This window comes from Oligella urethralis DSM 7531 (genome assembly GCF_000372065.1).
GTDB classification, from domain to species: domain Bacteria; phylum Pseudomonadota; class Gammaproteobacteria; order Burkholderiales; family Burkholderiaceae_B; genus Oligella; species Oligella urethralis.
The window spans coordinates 226,231-248,548 of sequence record NZ_AQVB01000001.1; the positions used below are offsets into that span (position 1 = coordinate 226,231).

A 22,318-nucleotide genomic window follows, 5' to 3' on the forward strand; every position below is an offset into this window, starting at 1 on the left:
ATTGTATCCCTTCGTTATAAAATGCAGGCAGAGATTGGTTGAATATCCAAGTGCTGTTGCCTTGTTGATGCCTGAATAGCGATAGCCTAGATATTGAACCATGCACTCGATTTATCAGTTAGTAGTTCAGTTCTTATCTTAGGAGCATCAGCATGAACTCATTTATTATTTTAGTCATCGGTTTGCTGTTGATGGCGCTCGGATACTTTGTGTATGGGCGTTTTATCGCGCAAAAAATTCTTGCCTTAGACCCGGATTTTAATACGCCATCGCACGAGTTTAATGACGGGGTCGACTTTGTGCCTACGAATAAGTACGTACTTTGGGGTCATCACTTTACCTCTGTGGCGGGTGCGGCGCCTATTGTAGGACCAGCGGTTGCGGTGATTTGGGGTTGGTTACCTGCTTTTTTATGGGTCGTTTTAGGTACCATTTTCTTTGCCGGTGTGCACGATATGTCCGCTGTCTGGGCCAGTGTGCGTAACAAGGGACGTTCCATCGGCGCAGTCTCCGGCATCGTGCTTAATAAGCGGGTTCGTGCTTTATTCTCCATTGTGATCTTCTTGTTGTTATTGATGGTTAATGCGGTGTTTGCAGTGGTGATTGCCGGCATGATGATCAATACACCTTCCTCCGTGGTGCCAGTTTGGGGTGCCTTGGTCGTCGCTTTCTTTATCGGACAGGCGATTTATCGTTGGAAACTGAATTTGCCTATCGTCTCTCTGATCGGTGTGGTCGCATTATATTTCTTAATTTATATTGGTCCGATGGTGCCGTTGGCGCTACCTACTGAGATGATGGGGCTGCCGGCGAATGCGTGGTGGATTATTTTGTTATTTGTGTATGCCGCTATCGCCTCACTGTTACCAGTTTGGATGCTATTGCAACCACGTGACTACATTAATGGTCTGCAGTTGTTTGTCGGTTTATTTGTACTTTATCTTTCCTTTGTGCTGGTGCAACCTGATATTGTGGCGCCCGCGATTAATCGGGATGCGCCTACAGGTACGCCACCCATTATGCCATTGTTATTTGTCACCATTGCGTGTGGTGCGATTTCAGGTTTCCATGGTTTGGTGTCCACAGGTACCACCTCCAAGCAGATTAATCGTGAGCCCGATGCGCGCTTTGTAGGCTATTTCGGTGCCATGGGTGAGGGTATGTTGGCGCTTGCCTCTATCTTGGCTGCAACTGCTGGTTTTGCGACCTTAGTTGACTGGCAAGCGGTGTATGTTGCATATGGTCAAGGTGGTGTGGGTGCCTTTATTACTGGTGGTGCTAATATCATGAATCAAGGCTTGGGCATCAGTCAGGAACTGTCGGCGACGATGCTGACTGTGATGGCAGCCCTCTTTGCTGGTACTACCATGGATACTGGGGTGCGTTTACAGCGCTACATATTCCAAGAGTGGGGTGAACAATACAATATTAAGACCTTACAAAAAGGCTCTGTAGCCACCCTCTTAGCGGTTGGTTCTTGCTTACTGTTAGCCTTTGGTGCCGGTGGTATTAAAGGTACCGGTGGGATGACCATTTGGCCATTATTCGGTACTACTAACCAAATCATGGCGGGTTTAACCCTCCTCGTTGTGAGTGTGATGTTATTAAAAGCAGGTCGCCGAGTGTGGTTCACCTTGATTCCGATGGTGTTCTTATTAACGATGACCGTGATTGCCTTACTCTCACAACTGATGGATTTCTATGAAAACGGTGAAAGGCTTTTAGTTGTGCTGGATATTGTGGTGCTGATTTGCTCAATTTGGGTGATTTTAGAAAGCATTGCGACCTTAAAACGCTATTGGCCTAAAAAAGGCGCCCAGCTACAGCAGTAATTCATCATAGTTTAATCAAATTAGCATAAGCCTTGTACTCGCTGGTGGGTCAAGGCTTATGTTGTCAGTAGCGAGAGAATCATGTCAATCAAAGATAAAATCAGAAGTTTTTTGGATGGTTTGGATGAGTTTTACCATGCCCCCTATCGGCAGACCTTAAGCCGCGCTTATCGAGATGAACAGGATTTATTTATGTTGATCGTGTTTGCTGAAAGCTTGGGTGTGCCTAATAGCATGACGTACTATACCTTGGAGCTGCAACCTTTATTGATGGAGGAGTTCCATGAATGGCATTTGCGTATGGGCATGGAGCATTCGCCCATGGACCGTTTTGGTTGTTGCTAGTTAAATGAGGAGTAGGGATGGATTCGCTATTAAATGATCTTTCTAGTAAATCAGTGATTTTTGTCGGCGGTAAGGGTGGTGTCGGTAAGACCACGCATGCCGCTTCCTTGGCGACTCGGCTAGCAGCGTCTGGTAAAAAAGTCTTAATTGTGTCGACTGACCCAGCGCATAGTTTGGGTGATGTGTTGGAGCGTGAATTAAGTGGTGAAATTACCCCACTGACGGATAATTTATTCGCCCTTGAGATGAATCCGCATCGGATGATTGATGAGCATTTTGCCCAGGTGATGACGACGATTAAGGCCTATGCTCGCCCCGAGATGCTACCTAAGTTGAAAGAGCATTTGGAAGCTTCCAAAAGCTCACCGGGTGCAGAGGAGGCGGCGATGCTGGAAGCGATGTGTCACTATATTGTCAATGCCCCGGCGATGGGTTTTGAACATGTAGTATTTGATACTGCACCCACTGGTCACACCTTACGCTTACTGGAGCTACCGAAGTTGATGAATGCGTGGACTGAGGGCCTAATGAGTCAGCAGGGGCGTCAGCAAAAAATGCGTGAGGCAGCCAAGCCATTTTGGGACAAAAAAAATGTTGAAGCCAGTCCTTTAATGAGCGAGGAAAAGGATGCCCGTTGGCAGCAGGCCTTGGACATTCTTAAAAAGCGGCAACAGCTATTTCATCAGGCAGGGCATATTCTTGATGATGGGGATAAATGCAGCATTGTCTTAGTGATGATACCGGAGATGCTGCCTTTGGCAGAAACCCGTCGTGCGGTACATCAGTTGGCGCACTTTAATATGCCTTGTAGGCATTTGATTATTAATCAGGTGCTACCTGAGCCTAAAGACGATGCGGCCAATGAGTTTTGGCAGAGTCGCTATGAGCGTCAAGCCAAGATGATCGAGTCTATTGAACGTGATTTGGCAAAGCAAAATCGCTATTACTACCAGCTCCAAGCCAGTGATGTACGCGGTCTCGAAGCATTAAAGGCCTTTGGTGCAAGTGCCATTAAAAAAGCGGCCCAATAGCAATTGTTCGCAAAAGCCAGGAGGATCGTCACCATAGGCACAGTGCTAGGCTGTGCCATAGAGTTGGCGGTGAATTTTCATGGCGCGACGTTGCATTTTGTAGAGAGTTTGCATGCTTAGCGTCGCACCGATATGCTTGGCACTATTTTCCTTTAGTGCTTGCTTCATCACCGCTTGCATCACTTCGGCAGTGGCAATGGCATCAAACACGGCGCTATGCCGATGCGGATTGTTAATGTTGAAGTGCGTGCTCCAAAAATCTAAGCTCTGACGCTTGGTCGATACCTTAGGCAAAAATATCGGCGCCACAAAGGCTACATCAAACCACGTGTGCTGCTTAAGCTCAATCCCCAAATACTGTTTTAACGCTTTATCCAGCATGGGCTGGTCAAAGCCTACATGATAAACAATCAAGGGATCCTTGCCTAGATACTCCAAAAACTGCATTAAGGCCTCAGCCGGCTCAATCCCTGAGCGTTGTTCACTATCACTAATATGGTGTACGAGAATATTATCCTTGCTACTGCTTTGCTCCTGCTTCAAAATGATTTGAAAGGACTGAGCAAGTGGGATGCGACCCTGTTGTAGCTTACAGGCACCAATCGCAATTACATGATCTTTTTTAAAAGAAAAGCCACTGGTTTCTAGATCCAGTACCACAAAATCCGTGTTTTCAAAAGGTCTGTCCAAGCTGACCTTAGGTAGTGCCTGCCAGCGTTTTAAACGCGCCTCTATATCCGCAGTGAGCTCGGGCTTGGTCGTGCCTCGATGCGTTTTAAAAAGCGCTGAAAGTCCGTTTAATAATGACATGGCATCACCTTTAGAGGCGGTATTTATGTGCTAAGGTATTTTGAATATTGCGTATCAAGCGGAAACCTTCGCGTAACACGCGTGTGCTTAAATCATCAAGCTTTTTAGGATCGATATTGTTACTGAGTTCGATGCCCATTTCCTCTTGTTCGAAATGATGCTTCATGCGTATCAACTGGATAAAGGCAAAGGTTTCAAGACAGCCCTGAAGTTGCTTTTTACTTAAATCCGCTTGATCGATGACCTCACGTATACGCTCAAAGGTGTTGCTGGCGGTAGAGCCATGCGCCAATGAGAGAATGCGCGCAATATCCACAATCATGGCAGCGCCGTTAAACTTCAGATTGATGGTGCCGTCACTACGGGTGGAGAAATCCTTGATTAGCCCTAAAGGGGGGCGGTTTCTAAGCGCATTTTGCGTTAAAAAGCGTAAAAATAAAGCTTGTTCGGGTGCGGTTCGGGCTAACCAGTTTCTTAATTGCTGTGCTAAGCTGAGGTTACCCGCAACGGCTCTAAAATCAAAGAAAATCGTGGCATTTAAGAGCGCTTCAGCATCGGGGTTATTAATCCACTGCGCAAAGCGTTGGCGCCATTCCATATCACTTAGACAGCACTCAGGATTCATTGCCATGATATTACCCGTACAGAGTGGGAAACCGATTTTAGCCAGATCGTGATTTACATCCTTGGCAAAGGCAATCAGTGCTGCCCGTGTACTGGCCCGGTCATCACTATCCTTAAAGATAATGCCATTATCCTGATCGGTATAAAAGAGCTGCTCTTCACGCCCCTCGGAACCCATCGCAATCCAAGCAAAGTCAATATTTTGCACCTCCGGATGATGCGGCAACTGTAAGTTGATCACCGCACGTACCAGCTGATCATTTAAGTGTGAAATTAGTTGTGTTAACTGTTCAATTGCGACCCCTTGCGCCATCATATTTTTGGCGAGTTTTTTGATTTGGTTTTGACTTTGAGCTAAGTCCTCAAGCGTTTTAGCTTCCTGAATCCCTTGGGCAATATCCGTGAGGCCGATGCGTTGCAAAGCAAAAAGATCGCGTTCGGAAATAACCCCTAACAGCTGTTGCTGTTGGTTAATCACAAAAATATGCCTAAAACCATGCTTAGCCATAATAATCGCCGCTTCATAGGCTAAATTATCGGCCCTTAAGGCAATCGGATCGGGTGTCATAAAGTCGGCAATGGGTCGATCGAGATCAACCTCGGGAATAGCGACTCGACGCAACACATCATTGAGCGTAAAAATCCCTAAGGGATGCAAATCCTCATTCACAATGGCCATGGAGCCGATATTGGTTGTGGCTAAAATATCTAACACCTCCCTTAAGGGCTTATCCGGTCTGCAGCTAATCACCTCCGCTTTAAGCACCTCACCTAGCTCCATCGCTAAAGGCTGTTCGCCGCTTTGGCTATGACTTTGTTGGTTTTGGATAATACGCTTTGACTCTTCGAGGAGGGAGGCTAGACGCGCTTCACAAAAGTTTCTGAAGGTAGGACACTGCTGATGCAGTTGATAAAAAATAGTGGCAGGTACCTCATACACAAAGCAGTCGGTAATCGCAATAAACTGGCTTCGATTGGGTAAATTTGAGAGTAAGGGGCCATAGGGAAAGGCATCGCCTTCTTCGTATTCAAAGGCATTTTTAAAGTTTTCTACCCCTTTGGCCTCACGTTGACTTTCTACAAAGCCCTGTTTGATAATCACGAAAGTGTCGGGTGGACCCTCTGTGCTGATGTCGAGAATAACTTCACCCGCTTTAAAGTAGTTGCTTTCACAGTGCTTGGCAAGCAACTCCAAAAACGGCATCTCCATTTTTTGAAATGGATAAAATTGCTGCAAATGGGCGATGGTAGCGCGAATGAGTTCATCCATGAGTGACCTCAATTAATGCGGTTAAAAGGACAGGCGTGGCGTGTTAGAGCGCCCTATCAGAAGGGCTATCAAAGGCAAAAAAGCGCAACCAGTTTCATCTCGTACCGATTGCGCTTTTTATCATCGACTGAGCCGCTCGCAGGCTTCAAGCAGAGCCTGTTGAGCCATGCTTAGGAACTAGTCATTATCCGCACCGCGATAGCGTTTGTACGGTAAAACGTTCCAGCAACGCTCATTTAGCGTCTCGGTGTTAAGGGCCGAAGGGGCATCAGTGAGCAACTTCTTAGCTACCTCAAGCTCCTTTTCTACCTCTTTGCGATCCTGATACATAAACTCATCAGATGAGCTATCCGGTGCTGCTGATAACTTCTCCTCTAAGTCGGAGATGGTACGCTCCTGCATACGCGCCATGTCACGACGAGCATCACCGCGCCATGCTGGCTGTAAGGTGCGGTTATGGTCAAGTAGTGCCGTGTACTCAGCGTAAACATCCTTATAGATATCGGTTGCGTGATAACGTGCATCGAAAGTTGCTTGCTCCAAGTCGAGTAGGGTCAAGTCATCAATCTCCAGTGGTACCGGACGCTTCGAGCCACCCAGGCGAGTGTAGTGCGTATAGTACGGGTACATACTCTTAATCACCTTGCCGACAGGTAGTACGCCTTTACCCTCGGCATCGACGCCCTTAGGCTGTACCCCTTGCATCGCCGCAAGTGCGGATTCGGGACGGATAACCTCTTTAGGTGGTACAAAACCGTAGCGCAGCATTTCGCGGATACCAGTACCCGAAATATTTAAGCGGAAGCGCTCATCGTGCGGGCAAGTGTGCGGCGTCGCATGGCTGGCACAACGCGTACAATAGAACACCTCATGGAAGAAGCGTACGTCGATACCCATCTCCTCTGGCGTGTACTCTTCAAAGATGCTGTGTGCAGCGTATTTATCATAGTAACTACCTGTACCTGCATGATCTCGACCGATCAGTGCATGGGTACAACCGTAGTTTTTCATCAATAAGACGTGTAACACCGCTTCGCGAGGACCTGCGAAAATATAGGTAACACGTAGTGGCCCGAGGATTGCGCGATCCTGAGGGTAGTAGGTGTCCAGCACGTTACGGTAAGCGAGCATACGGTACTCGTGACGTACATACTCACGCTTAGCCATTTCAACGAGTGGTTGGAGGAAAATACCATCCACCTCCTCGAGGGCATTACGGTGAATATACTCGTGACCGCGGTGTAGTGGGTTAGCACCGGTAATAAAGCCGGCGACGCTGCGGAAACCACGCTCCTCGTAGAAGAGCTTCCATGTGTCTCTCGGCTCAAGCCGTAGCTTCTCAAACGGACCCCAGTCGGCACGACGTAATAGATGTAAGGTACCACCAAGGGACTTTGTGCCCATACGACGGTTAATCGAGTCTACCCCTGGGTGATTACGATCAGTGGTGCCAAATAGGCTCTGCGCACGGTGCTCTTTATCGTAATCAAAAATATCCTCAATTTCTAAAATCGCTACGGGTTCATTGGAGGAGTCGATTAAAGCGACCTCACCACCTACCTTTAAGCCGGCGATCACCTCGGCGTTACGATCGCCGATGGGAGCAAAGCTAATAGGTACAGGCCAAATGGTGCCGTCTTTGAGGCGACCTTTTTCAAGTACAGAAAGATAATCCTCCTTGTTCATGAAGCCCTTGATCGGTGATAAGACACCGGTACAAATCATCTCAATCGTAATGACGGCTTCTAAGTCTACCCGAATGCTTGGCAAGGAACGAGCACGCTCCATCTCGGCTTCGCGCTTATGCTCAGGGACCATCTGATTAATTAATACGCCACCATGAGGCTTTTGTGGGTACTTGTCAAAGTTTAAGTCTGAATTGGCCATAATGTCTCCATGATTTTAGTTGAATCAATAAAAGGTTGATTTTGCTTTTATTTGTTGTTCTTCATTTAATCCGTTTATTATTCAATGAACTTCAAAATAAAGAACCTAGCGATTACACTGATTTTAAGCATTTAGCAATCAGTCTTATTGGTATCTTATTTATTATTACTCTTACAATATACATCTAAAAAGAGCAAGAAATGATGTGGCGCTACTAAAGTAGGAGGGTGAGGGGAGCAGATGTCACCAACATACGTTATATTGGCCTCATTTATTTATTTGGCCACCTTATTCGGCATTGCCTGGATTGGCGATCGCTATCCATTATATGAAAAGCGTCTTTGGTTAAGACCGGCTGTTTATGGTTTATCCTTAGCGGTTTATTGTTCGTCATGGACCTTCTACGGTGCGGTGGGAAGTGCGGTGCGCTTCGGTTGGGGCTATTTACCGATTTATTTAGGTCCGCTATTGTTATTTGTGTTTTTTGGGCTGTTTTTAGAGCGTATGGCCTTGGTGGCACAAAGTCAACGCATTGTTTCTATCTCCGACTTTATGGCCAGTCGCTATGAACGCTCTCAGCGCCTGGCGGGTTTAGTGACCATTGTTGCGCTGATTGCCGTGGTGCCTTATCTGGCTTTACAGTTTAAGGCGGTGACCATGAGTATTGGGGTGTTTATTGGGCAGGAGATTTCGACGAGCTTTTTTGGGGATCCGGCGCTTTATGTGGCTGCGCTCATGGCGCTTTTCGTGATTGTGTTTGGTACTCGTCAAGCGGATGCAACGGAGCATCGCCCCGGTTTGATGCTAGCGATTGCCTTTGAGTCATTGATCAAGCTCGTGGCCTTAATTGCCGTGGGGATTTTTGCCTTTTTGTGGGTTCATGCGGAGGATCTAAATGCCGTTGGTGCCCTTGAAACCTTGACGCAACATACCAGCTCCATGAGTTTTGTCGGGCAGACCTTATTAGCCTTTGCAGCGGTGGTTTGTTTGCCACGCCAGTTCCATGTGACCATTGTGGAATGCGGCGATGTGCGGGATATTAAGTACGCACGTTGGATGTTTTCACTGTATCTGATATTGATTGCGCTGATGGTGATACCGATTGCCATCGTGTCTCTCAATGTGTTCGAACAAACGGGTGCGGAGGCGGTTGATAGTTATGTGTTGGTGTTGCCACTGCATAAGGAGCAAACCATACTCGCTTTATTAGCCTATATTGGCGGTTTTTCGGCAGCTACCGGCATGATGATTGTGACCAGTGTGGCCTTGGCGACGATGGTCAGTAATGATTTGATCATGCCTTTCTTATTGCGACGTGGTTGGGCTGATGGCGGTCATGGTGATTATTCCAAATCGTTATTATGGATGCGGCGCGGTTCGGTTTTTGTCTTAGTAATGGCAGCCTATGGCTATTATGTCGGCACGGGTTCGGAAATCGCATTATCAGCCTATGGCCTAATGGCTTTTGCAGCGGTGGTGCAATTTGCGCCAGGTCTGATTGGTGGCTTAAGCTGGCTGGGGGCGAGTCGCCGTGGGGTTGAAGCAGGCTTGGTGGCAGGCTCCTTGCTGTGGGCTTATACCCTATTGTTACCGTCGCTAGCCGAGTCTGAGTGGTTCTCCTATGAGTGGGTAGAGCAAGGACCTTTCGGCATTCACTGGTTAAGGCCACATCAGCTTTTCGGTATCAGTGGCATGGATCCCTTAACCCATGGCACCTTTTGGTCATTATTATTTAATATCGCTTTTTTCCTACTCTTTTCTTTAATTAAAGGACCTAGCTTAGGTGAAAGACTACGTGCTCGTCCGTTTCTGGACCCTTTCGCTAAGTATCGTCGGCTAGAGTCGATGAATGTGCCGAGTAACCTTTTGGTGCAGGACTTGTTGGTGATTAGTGGTCGTATTGTGGGTGAGGCTAAGGCCGGTTGGGCTTTTGAAATGCAGGCGCGAGAAAGAGGGTTAGAGCTGAGCAAGGATCTACGGGCCGATGCCGAGTGGATTCAATTTGCTGAGCTGATGTTAGCTGCTGTCGTCGGTGCTGCTTCCGCACGCTTAGTGTTAAATAGTGCCTTACGTGGTTCCGGGGTGGAGGTGGATGCCATTGTTTCCGTGCTGGATGAAGCACGCCAGGAAATGAGCTTTAATCGCGATGTGTTGTTGTCAACTCTGGAGAATTTGGAGCAGGGTATCAGTGTGGTGGATGCGAATATGTGCTTAGTAGCGTGGAATCAGCGCTATGAGGAGTTCTTGGATATTCCACAACATTTGTTGAGAGTTGGGCAGCCGGTATCCGAAATTATGGAGTTTAATGCCAAGCGTGGACGTTTGCGCATGCTTGACGGGGAAAATTTAACCGAATTGATTGAGCGACGGCTGGGCTATATGCTTGAGGGAAGCTCTTATTCGGCGCAGCGCTTGATTGGTGAGGGGCAGGTGATTGAGCTACGCGGTCGACCCTTGCCCGGTGGTGGTTATGTTACCAGTTATACCGATGTGACAGAGTTTAAACGGGTCGAACAGGAATTAACAGAGATGAATGTCACGTTGGAGCAACGGGTTGCTGAGCGGACGGAGGAAGCGGAGCGGGCACAACAATCACGTAGCTATTTCCTAACCGCAGTGAGTCATGATGTGTTACAGCCGATTAATGCGGCTAGGCTTTTTGCATCCGCCTTACATGACGGCACGGATAGTATCGAGCAGATGCGACATTTGGCGGAACGGGTGGATACCTCGCTACGGGCGGCAGAGGAGCTGTTGGAGGGCTTATTAGATCTATCCAAGCTAGACAGCGGCGGTTTGCAGCCTGAGATACAGGTGTTTAATGCTAAGGCTTTACTAGATGATTTATACCAGCAGTATGCTCCCTCAGCTAAGCGTAGAAACCTACGTTTTCAAGTGTTTATGCGACCAGTTTATGTGCGTAGCGATATGCGTTTATTACGGCGTATTTTGCAAAACCTGTTGGCAAATGCCTTTCGTTATACCCGAGAGGGGCGCATTATTTTGGGCGGACGAGTGCGTGGCGATGAAGTCGAGTTTCAGGTGTGGGATAGCGGCCAAGGCATTCCAAGCAATCATTTAGCGCATATATTTGATGAGTTTCAGCGCTATGAGCAGAGTTTTGATTGGGGCGAACGGGGTTTAGGTTTGGGCTTATCGATTTGTCAGCGTATTTCTGTGCTGTTGGGGCATCAGCTGGCGGTACGGTCGGAAGTGAGTAAAGGCAGTATGTTTAGTGTGCGAGTACCCATGGCCACGGCCGCAGAAGCGATTAAGCCAAATAGGATTGAAACGGTGCCAGACGATCTGCCCTTAGCCGGTTTACGTGTACTCTGCTTAGATAATGATGTGGAAATTATCAGTGGCATGACGATATTGCTAGGACAATGGGGGGTTGAGGTGATTGCTGCCACCACCATTGATGAGGCGCTCAACAAAATGGAGCAAAAGCCGCATGTGCTGTTAGCGGATTATCATTTGCATGATCGCTTAGACGGTTTAGATAGTTTGGATGCGTTGCGTGAAAATGCACGCTATTTACATGGCGCCTTATTGACGGCAGATGGCAGTGATGAGCTGCGCCAAAAAGCTCGCCAGCGAGGTTATTTGGTACTGACAAAGCCCTTAAAGCCGGCTCGCCTGAGGGTCTTTTTAACCGCCCAGTATGAGAGCATTAAGCCAAAATTTGACAGTGGGAATCCAAAATCCTCCTAATTCAATCTCAGGGGGCGAGTGCTAGGGTTGCTCGCCCAGAAACTCCCGCAAGTCAGCCTCTGTTTTACTTTGTAAATCGAGTTCATAGGCGAGCAATACCGCTTGGGTGCGATTGCTCACACCAAGTTTGCGTAAAATGGCCGTCATATGGGTTTTGATAGTGGTTTCAGAAACACCTAAATCATAGGCGATTTGCTTGTTGAGGCGACCACGAGTCACCATCTGCAAGACGCGGAATTGCTGCGGTGTCAGCTCACTTACGCGCTGTGCCGCCTCCTTTTCTTTGAGCGTGACGGCGGGTGCTTGTGGTACATTAGAAGGCAGCCAGACCTCACCCGTGAGTATATGATCGATGGCTTGGCAGAGCGTTTCGATATCGGCTGATTTCGGGATATAGCCCATGGCACCGTGATCGATGGCGCGACGCATCAGCATCGGATCTTCGTGAGCGGAGATAATAGCAATAGGTAATTGAGGGTGTTGTGCCCGTAAAAAAACTAATGAGCTATAGCCCTCTGCGCCTGGCATGTTTAAGTCTAATAGCAGTAAGTCCGCATCGGCATGATCATCAACCAAGGCAAATACCGAATCGGCATTTTCCGCTTCGTAAATCTTGGCACCAGGGTAATGCTTGGAAATCAAGCCCCGCAAGGCTTCACGGAATAAAGGATGGTCATCCGCTATCAGTAGTTCATTCATCAACCGCTCCAAAACGCAATAAAGGGAGTCTATTCACAGACTCCCTTTATTATATGCACATTTCTGTAATCAAATGTGCGCTTTGATGCCGTTAAACTTAGTGCACTTCAGCTTTGCTGATACCGAGACCAGTTTGTGAACGTACGTTAAGTGCATCGAAGGCTGCCTTCTCTTTGGCCGCATCTGCGCTCTTATCCGTGATAGAGAAGAACCAGATGGAGATAAAGGCTAATGGGATGGAAAGAATACCGGGGTTAGGGAATGGGGTGATAGGCTCAGCAAAGCCAAACACATCAACCCACACGGTTTTACTTAATACAACCCAAACGGTGGCGGTAATTAAGCCGATGAAACCACCGAGGGTGGCACCACGGGTGGTACAACCACGCCAAGAGATGGACAATACCAACACTGGGAAGTTAGAGCTTGCAGCAATAGCGAAAGCTAAACCTACCATGAAGGCAACGTTTTGGTTCTCAAAAATAATCCCTAACAGAATGGCCAACACACCTAAAGCAACCGTGGAAATACGAGAAATACGCATTTTTTGCTCTTCGGTCACATTGCCTTTGGCGATCACATTATCGTATAAGTCATGTGAAATCGCAGCCGCACCGGCAAGAGATAAACCGGCCACGACTGCAACAATGGTGGCAAAGGTCACCGCTGCTAAGAAGCCCAGTAATAACTCACCACCAACCGCACTGGCTAAGTGAACCGCCACCATATTGGTGCCACCAATAAGGTCACGAATCAAATCGAAGCTGCCATCAGGACCGCGATTAAATAACTCAGGATTTTGGCTGAGTAACCAGATCGCACCGAAGCCGATAATAAAGGTTAGCAAGTAGAAGTAACCGATAAAGCTACTGGCCCAAATCACGGACTTACGAGCTTCTTGAGCGTTAGCCACGGTAAAGAAGCGCATTAAAATGTGCGGTAGACCAGCCGTACCTAGCGCTAAGGCCAAGCCCAGCGATAAAGCGTTAATCGGGTTTGAAATTAAGCTCTCACCCGGTGCTAAAATATGACGTCCATCACGGTGAATTTCTACCGCTTTTTCAAGCATCGTATCAATGTTGAAATTAAAGGCTTTTAAGACTAAGAAAGTCATTAAGCTCGCACCGAAAAGCATGAGGACCGCTTTAATGATTTGTACCCAAGTGGTTGCTGTCATGCCGCCAAAAGCAACATACACCATCATCAAGGCACCTACAATCACGACCGCTAATTTGTAGTTAATGCCGAAAAGTAAAACGATTAGCTTGCCGGCACCTACCATCTGCGCAATCAAGTAAAGGCAGATAATTAACAGTGAAGCACTCGCAGCAAGGGTACGCATCTGGGTTTGCTTTAAGCGGAAAGCAGTCACGTCGGCGAAGTTGTAACGACCTAGGTTACGCAACCGTTCAGCAATTAAGAACATCACGGTAGGCCAACCAAACATAAAGCCAATCGCATAAACCACACCGTCAAAACCACTGACATAGACCATACCGGCAATCCCTAGGAAGGATGCGGCAGATAAGTAGTCACCGGCAATGGCTAGACCATTTTGGAAACCCGAAATGCCACCGCCTGCAGTGTAGAAGTCGGACGTGGACTGTGTTTTGCGGGCTGCCCAATAGGTAATGCCCATGGTACCCGCAATAAACACTAAGAACATAATAATGGCCGGTTTACTCGGACCGGCTGTGGCAGCGCTTGCAATGGAACTTGAACCTGCCAAAAGTAAGAGTGTAGCGAATAATCTAGACATTATTGAACCTCCTTAAGGACTTCGGCAAGTAGCGGGTCAATGGTTTTATTACAAACAATGGTATAAACAATGATCATAATACTGGCACTGATCAGTACTAAAGTACCTAAAGCAACACCGATACTCATGGTCATATTACCGATAGGCTGTTCCATCAAGCCTGGGGCAAAGGCAACCAAAAAGATAAAACCGGCGTATACCAATAGCATGATCAAAAAGAAGGTATTATTAATACGATTCCGTTTTTGGACCAATTCCTGATACTTAGGACTGGCTATTAGCTTGGCGACATGGTCGCTAGAAGTCGTCATAATTGTCTCCCGGGTAATAGTTATTGTTGTGATTTGTGTATTTAATTGATGGTTGAACTACTGCCATAGCAATAGCTGGCGCTTTATGAGCACTCAATTTAATATACGTTTAGTGATAAATTTTATATACAAGACTTTGGTATTAGGGTATTACTATATGGGCTTCAGCGTCTTTATATATCGGGCTGGCAAGCATTAACAGGGTTAATACTATAGGGGTAAAAGATGAGTAATCAGAGGGTGGTTAACAAAGCGAGCTTAGATGAGATTGTGGCTTTTTTAGAAAAAGATTTTCCACAAATGCCGGTCGATGTGTTAGCGGTGGGTGAAGGTACAGCGAGGGTGCGACATATTGTGACCGAGGCCGATCTAAGACCCGGCGGTACGGTCTCCGGCCCTTGTATGATGGGCTTGGCAGATGTCACTTTGTATATTGCTATTTTGGGTGAGATAGGGATTGTGCCCTTAGCCGTAACAACGAATTTAAATGTTTCTTTTTTAAGAAAGCCGAGTGCGGATAAGCATTTAATTGCCGAGTGTAATTTATTAAAAGTCGGTCGCAGCTTGGCCGTGGGTGAAGTTTATATTTACTCTGAGGGTGAGGAGGATAAAGCGGTGTGTCATGTGGTGGGGACCTATGCCATTCCGCTTAGCAATTAGGGCGTGCGCAATCTGTGTGCTAGAGCCAAGTAGATAGCGCATGCAGCAGCAGTCCTACCAAGCCACCAACGATGGTGCCATTAATACGGATCCATTGTAGATCCTTTGCTACCTCAAGTTCGAGGGTACGATTTAGTTTTTCCGCATCCCATTGACCTACGGTCGTACTGATAAAGCGGGCAATAAGATGGCGGTTTTTACGAAAATAGCGGTAGGCTTTTTTTTGCAGCCAAGGATCTAGCCTTTGTTGCCATGCTGAGTTTTGTTGAAGCTCGGCGACGAGCTTCTTGATTTGCCGTCTTAATTGTTGATGCAAGGCACTTGCATCATCCTCTGCCGCCACCATGGCCGAATGTTTGAGGTGGTACCAAAGCTGATAGGCCATGCGTTCTAATTTATCGTCATGCATCCATTCATCTTTAAAAAGCTGCAGTTGTTGCTGCCATTCCTTATTAGTGAGAAGCTCCTGTTTTAACGCTAACAGTTTCTGAGGAATGGTTTTATAAGCAGGATGCTTAGGATCATTTTCTAGTTCTAGTAAGTAGCTGATTAAGGCCAGGGTGATTTCTTTAGCGATTTTGCGGTCAATGGCTTTAGGTACCAGGGTATGGCTTTTATCCTGCACCATTTGGTAGATGCTTTTGTGATTAAACACAATATAGTTTCTAATTTCTCGTGAAATGAGCTGTATCAGCGCATGATGCCAATGCTTATCGATGAGGAAATCAATGCTGCTGGCAAGTAATTGATGCAGTGCTATCCCATCAGTCAAGGCCTTGCTTTGTTGCTTGATAAAAGCGACCACCGCACGCTCGTCCATGGTTTGAATGCTATCTAGGATCAAGCTGGCGCTTTCAGTGAGGAGTGCATCCTGTGAGGACTTTTTGCTTAGCCAGGTGGTGATCAATGTTGAGAATTGTAGCTTTTGAATATAAGGGCGGACATTGTCATCGCTTAAAAACTTATCCACCATAAATTCGCCTAAATTATCGCCGATTTGCTGCTTTTTCCTACGGATAATGTTGGTGTGCGGTATTTTCAGGCCTAAGGGATGGTGAAAAATAGCGGTCACGGCATACCAGTCAGCCAGTGCGCCAACCGTTGCCGCCTCAGCAAAGGCACGTAGGTAGCCCAACCAGCTCGGTGAGTCGGCTGTATGATAGATGGTAGTGATAATAAAGATCCCAGCCATCAACAGCAAGAGTGCGGTGGCGCGGGCTTTATACAGGCGTAATTGACGTTCTTTGGCGGTTTGAGTACTCATAAAGACTGGTGTGGCTAAGTAAGTCGCCCGCCATGCTAAGTTACCAAGTTAATACGCTACTATATACACCACCCTCTTTGATCGTGAATTTTTGTGTTTTGCTTATCTCATTGCTACTGGCTTTTAGCTCATAGCTACCTGGACTGAGTTGTAAATAGAGTAGGGGGCCGACCTGATTATCGGTAAACACCATTTCGTTTTGGGCGTTGAAAAGCTGTACCTGCAGATTGTTTAAATAGGCACGATCAGCCGCATTGGCAAAGCTGAACTGGGCGTTATAATCAGCCGCATTCTGACGCAGCAGATCTAACTCCTCTTGACCAATACCACCCGTTTGATAGCTGATCTGATGTTCATTGTTGGCTTTTCTGATCTCTGCGTGGCTGAGGCTGTAACTACCTAAGGCTAAGCCGAAACTCAGTGCGCTAGTCAATAACATACGTTGAATTTGGGCTTGATTGAGTCCTTTAGCTTGCATCTGTCACTCCTTGAAAAAATACAGATTAAAAGCTATTGTACTGAGTGAACCGTGGTTGGAAGGTGAGTAGCTGATCTTAAACGTTGCTGGATGTAAACAATCGGTGAGTATAGTGCTCACCGATTTGCTTGGTCTTAGCCGAAAAACAGATAGGTCATGGTAATGGCGGCAATGACACCAGCGAGTTCTGCCAAAAGTGCGCAAGGCAGAGCATGGCGAGTGTTTTTAACGGCGACCGAGCCGAAGTATACCGCTAACACATAAAAGGTGGTTTCAGTTGAGCCTTGAATAATGGCAGCCGCTCTGGCAGCAAACTCATCCACACCGCGTGCATTCATCAGCTCAACCATTAGGCCGCGTGCGCCCGAACCGCTCAGTGGCTTCATCAAGGCGACGGGTAAGGCTTCGACAAAGCGACTGTCAAAGCCCATGGCCTCCACAAGATAGCGCACACCATTGACGATATAGTCCATGCTGCCGGAGCTTCTGAACACCGCCACTGCCACTAAAATAGCGACCAGATAAGGGATGATTTTTACCGCTACCTCAAAGCCCTCTTTAGCTCCCTCAATAAAGGCTTCGTAGGCATTAATTTTCTTGATAAACGCCATAAAGATAAAGGAGGTAAAGATACCAAAGAGGACTAAGTTGCCGAAGACTTTAGAAATCACATTAATCTCTTCGGGGCTTAGGGTCGTGAAATAAATCAGGGTGCCAATCACGACTGCTGTGAGACCGCCTAAGTAGAGTAGGACGGTACGATTTAAGAGATTAATTTTCTGATAAAAAGATACCACCAATAAAGCGGTTAAGGTGGAGAAAAAGGTAGCAATTAAAATTGGCAAAAAAACATCGGAGGGGTAGGCTGCACCAGCTTGTTGACGTAAGGCCAAAATAGAAATCGGCAATAGGGTCAAACTGGAGGCGTTAAGCGTGATAAACATAATCTGCGCATTAGTCGCCGTATCGGGTTTGTCATTTAAGCTTTGCAACTCCTTCATCGCTTTCAGGCCGAGTGGGGTGGCCGCATTATCCAAACCTAAGGCATTGGCAGAGAAATTCATCAATATCGAGCCCATGGCTGGGTGGTTTTTTGGAATGCCTGGAAAGAGATGCTGGAAAAAGGGACTGACTAAGCGCGATAGCACATCAATCACCCCAGCGCGTTCACCGATTTTCATGATGCCGAGGGCAAAGGCCATAATCCCGATAAGGCCGAGCGAAATGGAGGCAGCCGTTTGGGAGCTGTCAAACAGTGAATTTACAATGGTTTGGAAAATCTCCGTATCGCCTCCGACTAATTTAATCAAGGCCACACCAAAGGTGATAAAAAAGAAGAACATCCAAATAAGATTTAAGGCCATCATCGTCCCCTAAGTTGTTTTTTATTATTATGCCTGATTTGAAGGGGTTAATAGAGAGCTTAGTCAAACAACTTGAAAGCTTTAAGCCAGTCACAAGGCAACAGGAGGTATTTGATAAACACATAGCCAGACAAGGTGGTAATAACGCATTAGCGCTGTAGAATAAGCGGTCAAAGCGTATGCCACGGCCGAGCCTGGGAATAAATTATTTTGAGTGTTGAACTCAACTAAAGCTCAGCAAAGCTAAACGATAAGCATTTTCACGGAAATGTTTGACTGTTAATACTACTATTTGATTGTTGGCTTCATCATGCCAAAAAAGATAGCTATAACCACTTTTGCCATAAGGAACTATTACCTCCCTAACATGACGCAAAACCTCCCCATCTACCGATAAATCATAAGTTCTACCATTATGCGTATTATCTTGAGTAGCTAAAAAGGAACTTCTGAGTAATTGCATCACCGCATTAGCCTGTTTAGTTGCCCCTAAATCATTTAAAAAACTATAAATCCTTGTCAGGTCAGACTGAGCAAGCCGTGTAATAACTAACTTCACTTGTGGCATTGAGGCATATCCCTTGGCTCGTCCATCTCAAGACTATCCACCCAATCGATAAACTCGTTAAGTGTAATATGTAAGCCTGTTTCTTGATAGTCTTTATAAGCTTGCATAGCTCGTCTATCATAAGCTTGTTTTGCTTTCAATGCTTCAATGTGCTTATCAACAGCATCTAATACGAGGCTATGAACACTACCGCCTAGTTCATCAGCTAATTCTTGTAGAATCGCTTTACGATAACCAAGTTTAACGCTGGTTACTTCTTGATTAGAACGCATAGTAAATCCCTCCTGAAGATATCATTATAGTAATACAAAAGTATTACCAGATCAATCATTATAAATCCCTAGCCCAACTGGTTAAATATTAAAAAATTGTTGTAGTGATAGTTACCCTCCGGCCACTTCTCGGACGAGGTTGTCAATCTTAAAGTGGATAATGGCTGGAGCGGTATACGTGCATGGGGTGAGTACTTAGGTCTTACGCAGGCTGAGGTAGCGCAACGCCTTAATATTGAACGGCCTACCTATTCTCAAATGGAAGCACTTGATGCAAAGCCACGTAAAGCGACTAAAATATAAATAGCACAGGCCTTAGGTATTTCGCTGGAATAACTGTGAAAACTATGGTTTACCTGCTAAAACAACAATTGACGAACATCTAATTTAAAGGCGAAAATATGTGTACTGTTGCGCAAAAAGACGTATTGATTGAATTTTTAGCACAAGTTCAAGCTGGGCTAGCGAGACGCTTGCCCTTATCTTTCAATGAAGATCAGAGAAAACTTGCTTTATTAAGAAGTGATTTATATTCCACTTCTCATGCAGATATAAATTACGAGAAGCTCATTTCGGAAATCAAAGACATTGACGAAAAATATAAGCATTTGCCAATTTTATAGCTTTTATGAATGAGCGATGATTTGTCCGGTATTTGTCGAGATAGTATGTCACATACTCATTAAATTTTAATAATTGGCGTTCTATATGTAGAACCAAACTAGATGGGTTTAATAGCTTATGGTATAATTAAACCTATAATTAAATTGCAGATGCTATGTATGATATCAACTGGTCAAACCGAGCAAAAAAGCAACTGCGTAAAATAGATATAACTGATAGAAAGCGTATATCAGATGCTGTTGATCTACTTGCTGACTTTGAAAATGCTGTAAACGTAAAAAGATTAGTTAACCATCAATATGGATATCGTCTTAGAGTAGGGCGTTATCGTGTTTTATTTGATGTCCAAACGCAAATAAAGATTGTAGATGTACAAGAAGTCACCAAAAGAGATGATCGGACTTATTAGGGAGTAAGGTATGGATGTCACCAACCACACATTAGTTAGTAAAAATGGCAAACCGGAGTATGTTGTTTTGCCATATGCTGATTATTTACAGTTAACCAGAGGTAAAGAACCACGTATACCCATTGATGGTTCGACTCCCCACGAAGTTGTCAAACTTGAAGTGGATAATGGCTGGAGTGGTATACGTGCATGGCGCGAGTACTTAGGTCTTACTCAGACTGAGGTAGCGCAACGTCTTAACATTGCACAGCCTACCTATGCTCAAATGGAAGCTCCTGATGCTAAACCACGTAAAGCGACTAAAATACGAATAGCACAGGCCTTAGGTATTTCAGTGGAACAACTGTAATAATTATAGAAAGGAAAGTTTTTTCTGTTTAATTAAAACTTATAATTTTTTCGCATTAAAAATGTGAAAAAAATTTAAGAAACAATCACAATCGAACTAGAAATAGGTGTGTTCCTACCTTAAAGGATGATTAAAGAGAGGCAATGGCGTAAGCTGTTGCCTCTTCTTTTTGGTAGTTTATGAAGTTATATGCTATAAGCAGCAGCTTATTAATAGTTTAAGTGCTAAGTAGTTTGCATTTAAACTAGATTTAGCCGAATTTAAGGGCTAATGAGTGAAGTTTAAACTAATCGTCGCATTTATAACACAAAAAAGTCTAAAGCTATCAGGGAAACTACTTATAAAAAGAAGCTCTTTCTTAATTAGGGTTTACCTACATATAAAAAACATGTTTAATGAAATTGGCTGCAAATGCGTGGTTTTATATTTGTAGCTGTTGATCTTTTATGTTGTAGGAATTCGGAAGTTTTATTTCCAAAATATATTTCTACATTTTTTAAATATATAAAGGTGATTCATATGCAAAGTATGTCTTTACATACCTCAAAACCGCCAAGCTTAACGCCTCGTGAGCTAAGTGTGTGTGGTCTTGTGGTGCAAGGCTACACGAATAAGGAAATCAGTCAAGCACTGGATATCTCCGAGCGCACGGTCGAAACCCATCGGGCGAATGTATTTAGAAAGCTTAATGTGCGCAATGCAGCAGAATTGCAGCATGATTACAGTTATTTATTTGTATAGGAGGCTTCAGAAAGTAATGATGGACAAAGATCTGATACGTAAAAAGCGCAGCAAAACTAGTTCCTCACAGCGAAATAAGCAGTCGATGCCAGCGCAGGATTACACCCTTGACCGGATGACACCGCGGGAAAAAGAGATTTTCCTCTTGACCAAAAAGGGTCTAACCAGCAAAGAGTGTGCTGCTGCTTTCGGTATTTCAGTACGCACAGTAGAAATACATCGCGCCAATATCATTCAAAAGTACCAAGTCAAAAATATTGTTGAATTGGTCTATCGTAGCAATCAAGCCTTAGACAAGGGGAAAAAGCTACACTAGTGGATTACATGCTAGGCTAGGGAAGTTGTCGTCTGCGCCAACCCGCCTCTTTGGCATAGCGTTGCCAATCAAAACTAGGGCCAGGGTCCTGTTTGCGTCCGGGGGCAATATGTTCATGACCTCTTACCGCAGTCAAGCCATAGCGCCGCTTCAGTGCCTGCGTTAATAACACCAAGTGATGATATTGAATCGCTTCATATGCCGTTGAGCCTGTACCCTCAAGTTCAATACCAATGGAGTAGGGGTTACATGGTCCACGTCCGACAAAATCGGATTGACCGGCATGAAAGGCCATATCATCAGCACTCACAAACTGCACAATTTGGCCATTGCGACGAATTAAAAAGTGCGCCGATACACGCAAGTCTTTAATCTCTTCAAAAAACGGATGTGTCTTAGGATTGAGCTGATTAGTAAACAGCTGCTCAATGTAGGGACCACCAAACTCATTCGGCGGTAGGCTGATATGATGAATCACCAATAAGCTCGCCCGCAGACCATTGGGTCTTTTCGCAAAGTTGGGCGACGCTACATGCTTAACTAGGGCTTCCTTAGGCTTTTTAAGCACTCTGAACTTTGCTTTACGAGGCGTAGCTGATGGTAGTGTCAAATCCGCACAGCTAAGGCCCGTGTACTGTCTTAACCAGCCATGACGATCGATTTTCAAAAGCGGCGTTTTTTTCTTGGTCTCACTCACACTTTTCATAGAAAATCCCTAAATCCATTGCGCTGTAACTAGCTTACACCTTGTCTGCGCTTTTTGCATGCTCTAAACTGCACCAGGTCTTATTTTTATAATGTACCGCTTCATTTTCAGGGATATGGACGCCACAATAGTTGCATTGAGCCATGGGGATACTTTTAGTGGCTTGCGCCCGTTCCTCTGCCTGCTTAGCTTGGATCGTGCGGCGTGCATTACTTAAGGCGCGATTGACCAAGACTAAGGCGATGAGGGCAATGATGATTAATAGTAAAAGTCTCATATAAGCTC

Annotated in this window: 24 protein-coding genes; 11 read left to right on the top strand and 13 right to left on the bottom strand. The window is 45.7% G+C overall.

Features of this window, described 5'->3' with window-relative positions:
• Nucleotides 1-152 precede the first annotated feature (152 nt).
• From A3GA_RS0101025 to A3GA_RS0101035, 3 genes are all read left to right on the top strand, one after another.
• Complete coding sequence (locus tag A3GA_RS0101025; protein WP_018025522.1) at nucleotides 153-1,832, top strand: carbon starvation CstA family protein; 1,680 nt, start codon at nucleotides 153-155, stop codon at nucleotides 1,830-1,832.
• Nucleotides 1,833-1,913: 81 nt separating this feature from the next.
• Nucleotides 1,914-2,177, top strand: a complete 264-nt coding sequence (locus A3GA_RS0101030; protein ID WP_018025523.1) for a cory-CC-star protein — start codon at nucleotides 1,914-1,916, stop codon at nucleotides 2,175-2,177.
• Nucleotides 2,178-2,194: 17 nt separating this feature from the next.
• Complete coding sequence (locus A3GA_RS0101035; RefSeq protein WP_018025524.1) at nucleotides 2,195-3,208, top strand: ArsA family ATPase; 1,014 nt, start codon at nucleotides 2,195-2,197, stop codon at nucleotides 3,206-3,208.
• Nucleotides 3,209-3,253: 45 nt separating this feature from the next.
• On the opposite strand, the gene A3GA_RS0101040 is transcribed toward A3GA_RS0101035, so the two are convergent.
• From A3GA_RS0101040 to A3GA_RS0101050, 3 genes are all read right to left on the bottom strand, one after another.
• Nucleotides 3,254-4,018, bottom strand: coding sequence for a 3'-5' exonuclease (locus A3GA_RS0101040; protein ID WP_018025525.1), 765 nt, complete (start codon nucleotides 4,016-4,018; stop codon nucleotides 3,254-3,256).
• Between the two features lie 10 nt (nucleotides 4,019-4,028).
• Nucleotides 4,029-5,912 (bottom strand): DUF294 nucleotidyltransferase-like domain-containing protein, encoded by a 1,884-nt coding sequence (locus A3GA_RS0101045; RefSeq protein WP_018025526.1) that lies wholly within the window; start codon nucleotides 5,910-5,912, stop codon nucleotides 4,029-4,031.
• Nucleotides 5,913-6,089: 177 nt separating this feature from the next.
• Nucleotides 6,090-7,799, bottom strand: coding sequence for a sulfate adenylyltransferase (locus A3GA_RS0101050; protein WP_018025527.1), 1,710 nt, complete (start codon nucleotides 7,797-7,799; stop codon nucleotides 6,090-6,092).
• Nucleotides 7,800-8,039: 240 nt separating this feature from the next.
• On the opposite strand from A3GA_RS0101050, the gene A3GA_RS0101055 reads away from it, so the two are divergent.
• Nucleotides 8,040-11,513 (top strand): hybrid sensor histidine kinase/response regulator, encoded by a 3,474-nt coding sequence (locus A3GA_RS0101055; protein WP_018025528.1) that lies wholly within the window; start codon nucleotides 8,040-8,042, stop codon nucleotides 11,511-11,513.
• Between the two features lie 21 nt (nucleotides 11,514-11,534).
• On the opposite strand, the gene A3GA_RS0101060 is transcribed toward A3GA_RS0101055, so the two are convergent.
• From A3GA_RS0101060 to A3GA_RS0101070, 3 genes are all read right to left on the bottom strand, one after another.
• A complete protein-coding gene (locus tag A3GA_RS0101060) occupies nucleotides 11,535-12,212 on the bottom strand; it encodes a response regulator transcription factor (RefSeq protein ID WP_018025529.1) in 678 nt (225 codons plus the stop codon).
• Between the two features lie 97 nt (nucleotides 12,213-12,309).
• Entirely contained in the window at nucleotides 12,310-13,971 is a 1,662-nt protein-coding gene (gene actP, locus A3GA_RS0101065) for a cation/acetate symporter ActP (protein ID WP_018025530.1), read from the bottom strand.
• On the bottom strand, nucleotides 13,971-14,282 hold the full coding sequence (locus A3GA_RS0101070; protein ID WP_018025531.1) for a DUF485 domain-containing protein: 312 nt from the start codon (nucleotides 14,280-14,282) through the stop codon (nucleotides 13,971-13,973). The genes actP and A3GA_RS0101070 overlap by 1 nt, the downstream gene beginning before the upstream one ends.
• 225 nt (nucleotides 14,283-14,507) lie before the next feature.
• On the opposite strand from A3GA_RS0101070, the gene A3GA_RS0101075 reads away from it, so the two are divergent.
• Entirely contained in the window at nucleotides 14,508-14,942 is a 435-nt protein-coding gene (locus A3GA_RS0101075) for a PaaI family thioesterase (protein ID WP_018025532.1), read from the top strand.
• 19 nt (nucleotides 14,943-14,961) lie between these two features.
• Here A3GA_RS0101075 and A3GA_RS0101080 read toward each other — a convergent pair whose 3' ends face one another.
• The 5 genes from A3GA_RS0101080 to A3GA_RS0101105 form a co-directional block, all read right to left on the bottom strand.
• A complete protein-coding gene (locus tag A3GA_RS0101080; protein ID WP_018025533.1) occupies nucleotides 14,962-16,206 on the bottom strand; it encodes a DUF445 domain-containing protein in 1,245 nt (414 codons plus the stop codon).
• A 40-nt stretch (nucleotides 16,207-16,246) separates the two neighbouring features.
• Nucleotides 16,247-16,684 carry a hypothetical protein gene (locus A3GA_RS0101085; RefSeq protein WP_018025534.1) on the bottom strand — a complete coding sequence of 146 codons (438 nt, stop codon included), beginning with the start codon at nucleotides 16,682-16,684 and terminating at the stop codon, nucleotides 16,247-16,249.
• A 134-nt stretch (nucleotides 16,685-16,818) separates the two neighbouring features.
• Entirely contained in the window at nucleotides 16,819-18,048 is a 1,230-nt protein-coding gene (locus tag A3GA_RS0101090; protein WP_018025535.1) for a nucleoside recognition domain-containing protein, read from the bottom strand.
• A 223-nt stretch (nucleotides 18,049-18,271) separates the two neighbouring features.
• Entirely contained in the window at nucleotides 18,272-18,616 is a 345-nt protein-coding gene (locus tag A3GA_RS0101100) for a type II toxin-antitoxin system RelE/ParE family toxin (protein ID WP_018025537.1), read from the bottom strand.
• Entirely contained in the window at nucleotides 18,604-18,888 is a 285-nt protein-coding gene (locus A3GA_RS0101105; protein ID WP_018025538.1) for a hypothetical protein, read from the bottom strand. Before A3GA_RS0101105 ends, A3GA_RS0101100 begins: the two co-directional genes overlap by 13 nt.
• Before the next feature lie 153 nt (nucleotides 18,889-19,041).
• Between A3GA_RS0101105 and A3GA_RS11915 the strand changes: the two genes are divergently transcribed.
• From A3GA_RS11915 to A3GA_RS0101135, 6 genes are all read left to right on the top strand, one after another.
• A complete protein-coding gene (locus tag A3GA_RS11915; protein WP_018025539.1) occupies nucleotides 19,042-19,191 on the top strand; it encodes a helix-turn-helix domain-containing protein in 150 nt (49 codons plus the stop codon).
• Between the two features lie 98 nt (nucleotides 19,192-19,289).
• The gene (locus tag A3GA_RS0101115) at nucleotides 19,290-19,511 is read left to right on the top strand and encodes a hypothetical protein (protein WP_018025540.1); all 222 of its coding nucleotides are present in this window, start codon (nucleotides 19,290-19,292) and stop codon (nucleotides 19,509-19,511) included.
• Between the two features lie 155 nt (nucleotides 19,512-19,666).
• Entirely contained in the window at nucleotides 19,667-19,921 is a 255-nt protein-coding gene (locus A3GA_RS0101120; protein ID WP_018025541.1) for a type II toxin-antitoxin system RelE family toxin, read from the top strand.
• Nucleotides 19,922-19,931: 10 nt separating this feature from the next.
• Nucleotides 19,932-20,270, top strand: coding sequence for a helix-turn-helix domain-containing protein (locus A3GA_RS0101125; RefSeq protein ID WP_018025542.1), 339 nt, complete (start codon nucleotides 19,932-19,934; stop codon nucleotides 20,268-20,270).
• 519 nt (nucleotides 20,271-20,789) lie between these two features.
• On the top strand, nucleotides 20,790-21,011 hold the full coding sequence (locus A3GA_RS12285; RefSeq protein WP_018025543.1) for a response regulator transcription factor: 222 nt from the start codon (nucleotides 20,790-20,792) through the stop codon (nucleotides 21,009-21,011).
• A 16-nt stretch (nucleotides 21,012-21,027) separates the two neighbouring features.
• Nucleotides 21,028-21,327, top strand: coding sequence for a LuxR C-terminal-related transcriptional regulator (locus A3GA_RS0101135; protein ID WP_018025544.1), 300 nt, complete (start codon nucleotides 21,028-21,030; stop codon nucleotides 21,325-21,327).
• Between the two features lie 16 nt (nucleotides 21,328-21,343).
• Here A3GA_RS0101135 and ampD read toward each other — a convergent pair whose 3' ends face one another.
• The gene (gene ampD / locus A3GA_RS0101140; protein WP_018025545.1) at nucleotides 21,344-22,033 is read right to left on the bottom strand and encodes a 1,6-anhydro-N-acetylmuramyl-L-alanine amidase AmpD; all 690 of its coding nucleotides are present in this window, start codon (nucleotides 22,031-22,033) and stop codon (nucleotides 21,344-21,346) included.
• A 34-nt stretch (nucleotides 22,034-22,067) separates the two neighbouring features.
• The gene (locus A3GA_RS0101145) at nucleotides 22,068-22,310 is read right to left on the bottom strand and encodes a PP0621 family protein (RefSeq protein WP_018025546.1); all 243 of its coding nucleotides are present in this window, start codon (nucleotides 22,308-22,310) and stop codon (nucleotides 22,068-22,070) included.
• Between the last annotated feature and the right edge of the window lie 8 nt (nucleotides 22,311-22,318).

Excerpts from the sequence above, each read along its gene's own strand:
- A3GA_RS0101025 (WP_018025522.1), top strand. The coding sequence starts at position 153 with ATGAACTCATTTATTATTTTAGTCATCGGTTTGCTGTTGATGGCGCTC.
- A3GA_RS0101030 (WP_018025523.1), top strand. The coding sequence starts at position 1,914 with ATGTCAATCAAAGATAAAATCAGAAGTTTTTTGGATGGTTTGGATGAG.
- A3GA_RS0101035 (WP_018025524.1), top strand. The coding sequence starts at position 2,195 with ATGGATTCGCTATTAAATGATCTTTCTAGTAAATCAGTGATTTTTGTC.
- A3GA_RS0101040 (WP_018025525.1), bottom strand. The coding sequence starts at position 4,018 with ATGTCATTATTAAACGGACTTTCAGCGCTTTTTAAAACGCATCGAGGC.
- A3GA_RS0101045 (WP_018025526.1), bottom strand. The coding sequence starts at position 5,912 with ATGGATGAACTCATTCGCGCTACCATCGCCCATTTGCAGCAATTTTAT.
- A3GA_RS0101050 (WP_018025527.1), bottom strand. The coding sequence starts at position 7,799 with ATGGCCAATTCAGACTTAAACTTTGACAAGTACCCACAAAAGCCTCAT.
- A3GA_RS0101055 (WP_018025528.1), top strand. The coding sequence starts at position 8,040 with ATGTCACCAACATACGTTATATTGGCCTCATTTATTTATTTGGCCACC.
- A3GA_RS0101060 (WP_018025529.1), bottom strand. The coding sequence starts at position 12,212 with ATGAATGAACTACTGATAGCGGATGACCATCCTTTATTCCGTGAAGCC.
- actP (WP_018025530.1), bottom strand. The coding sequence starts at position 13,971 with ATGTCTAGATTATTCGCTACACTCTTACTTTTGGCAGGTTCAAGTTCC.
- A3GA_RS0101070 (WP_018025531.1), bottom strand. The coding sequence starts at position 14,282 with ATGACGACTTCTAGCGACCATGTCGCCAAGCTAATAGCCAGTCCTAAG.
- A3GA_RS0101075 (WP_018025532.1), top strand. The coding sequence starts at position 14,508 with ATGAGTAATCAGAGGGTGGTTAACAAAGCGAGCTTAGATGAGATTGTG.
- A3GA_RS0101080 (WP_018025533.1), bottom strand. The coding sequence starts at position 16,206 with ATGAGTACTCAAACCGCCAAAGAACGTCAATTACGCCTGTATAAAGCC.
- A3GA_RS0101085 (WP_018025534.1), bottom strand. The coding sequence starts at position 16,684 with ATGCAAGCTAAAGGACTCAATCAAGCCCAAATTCAACGTATGTTATTG.
- A3GA_RS0101090 (WP_018025535.1), bottom strand. The coding sequence starts at position 18,048 with ATGGCCTTAAATCTTATTTGGATGTTCTTCTTTTTTATCACCTTTGGT.
- A3GA_RS0101100 (WP_018025537.1), bottom strand. The coding sequence starts at position 18,616 with ATGCCACAAGTGAAGTTAGTTATTACACGGCTTGCTCAGTCTGACCTG.
- A3GA_RS0101105 (WP_018025538.1), bottom strand. The coding sequence starts at position 18,888 with ATGCGTTCTAATCAAGAAGTAACCAGCGTTAAACTTGGTTATCGTAAA.
- A3GA_RS0101115 (WP_018025540.1), top strand. The coding sequence starts at position 19,290 with ATGTGTACTGTTGCGCAAAAAGACGTATTGATTGAATTTTTAGCACAA.
- A3GA_RS0101120 (WP_018025541.1), top strand. The coding sequence starts at position 19,667 with ATGTATGATATCAACTGGTCAAACCGAGCAAAAAAGCAACTGCGTAAA.
- A3GA_RS0101125 (WP_018025542.1), top strand. The coding sequence starts at position 19,932 with ATGGATGTCACCAACCACACATTAGTTAGTAAAAATGGCAAACCGGAG.
- A3GA_RS12285 (WP_018025543.1), top strand. The coding sequence starts at position 20,790 with ATGCAAAGTATGTCTTTACATACCTCAAAACCGCCAAGCTTAACGCCT.
- A3GA_RS0101135 (WP_018025544.1), top strand. The coding sequence starts at position 21,028 with ATGATGGACAAAGATCTGATACGTAAAAAGCGCAGCAAAACTAGTTCC.
- ampD (WP_018025545.1), bottom strand. The coding sequence starts at position 22,033 with ATGAAAAGTGTGAGTGAGACCAAGAAAAAAACGCCGCTTTTGAAAATC.
- A3GA_RS0101145 (WP_018025546.1), bottom strand. The coding sequence starts at position 22,310 with ATGAGACTTTTACTATTAATCATCATTGCCCTCATCGCCTTAGTCTTG.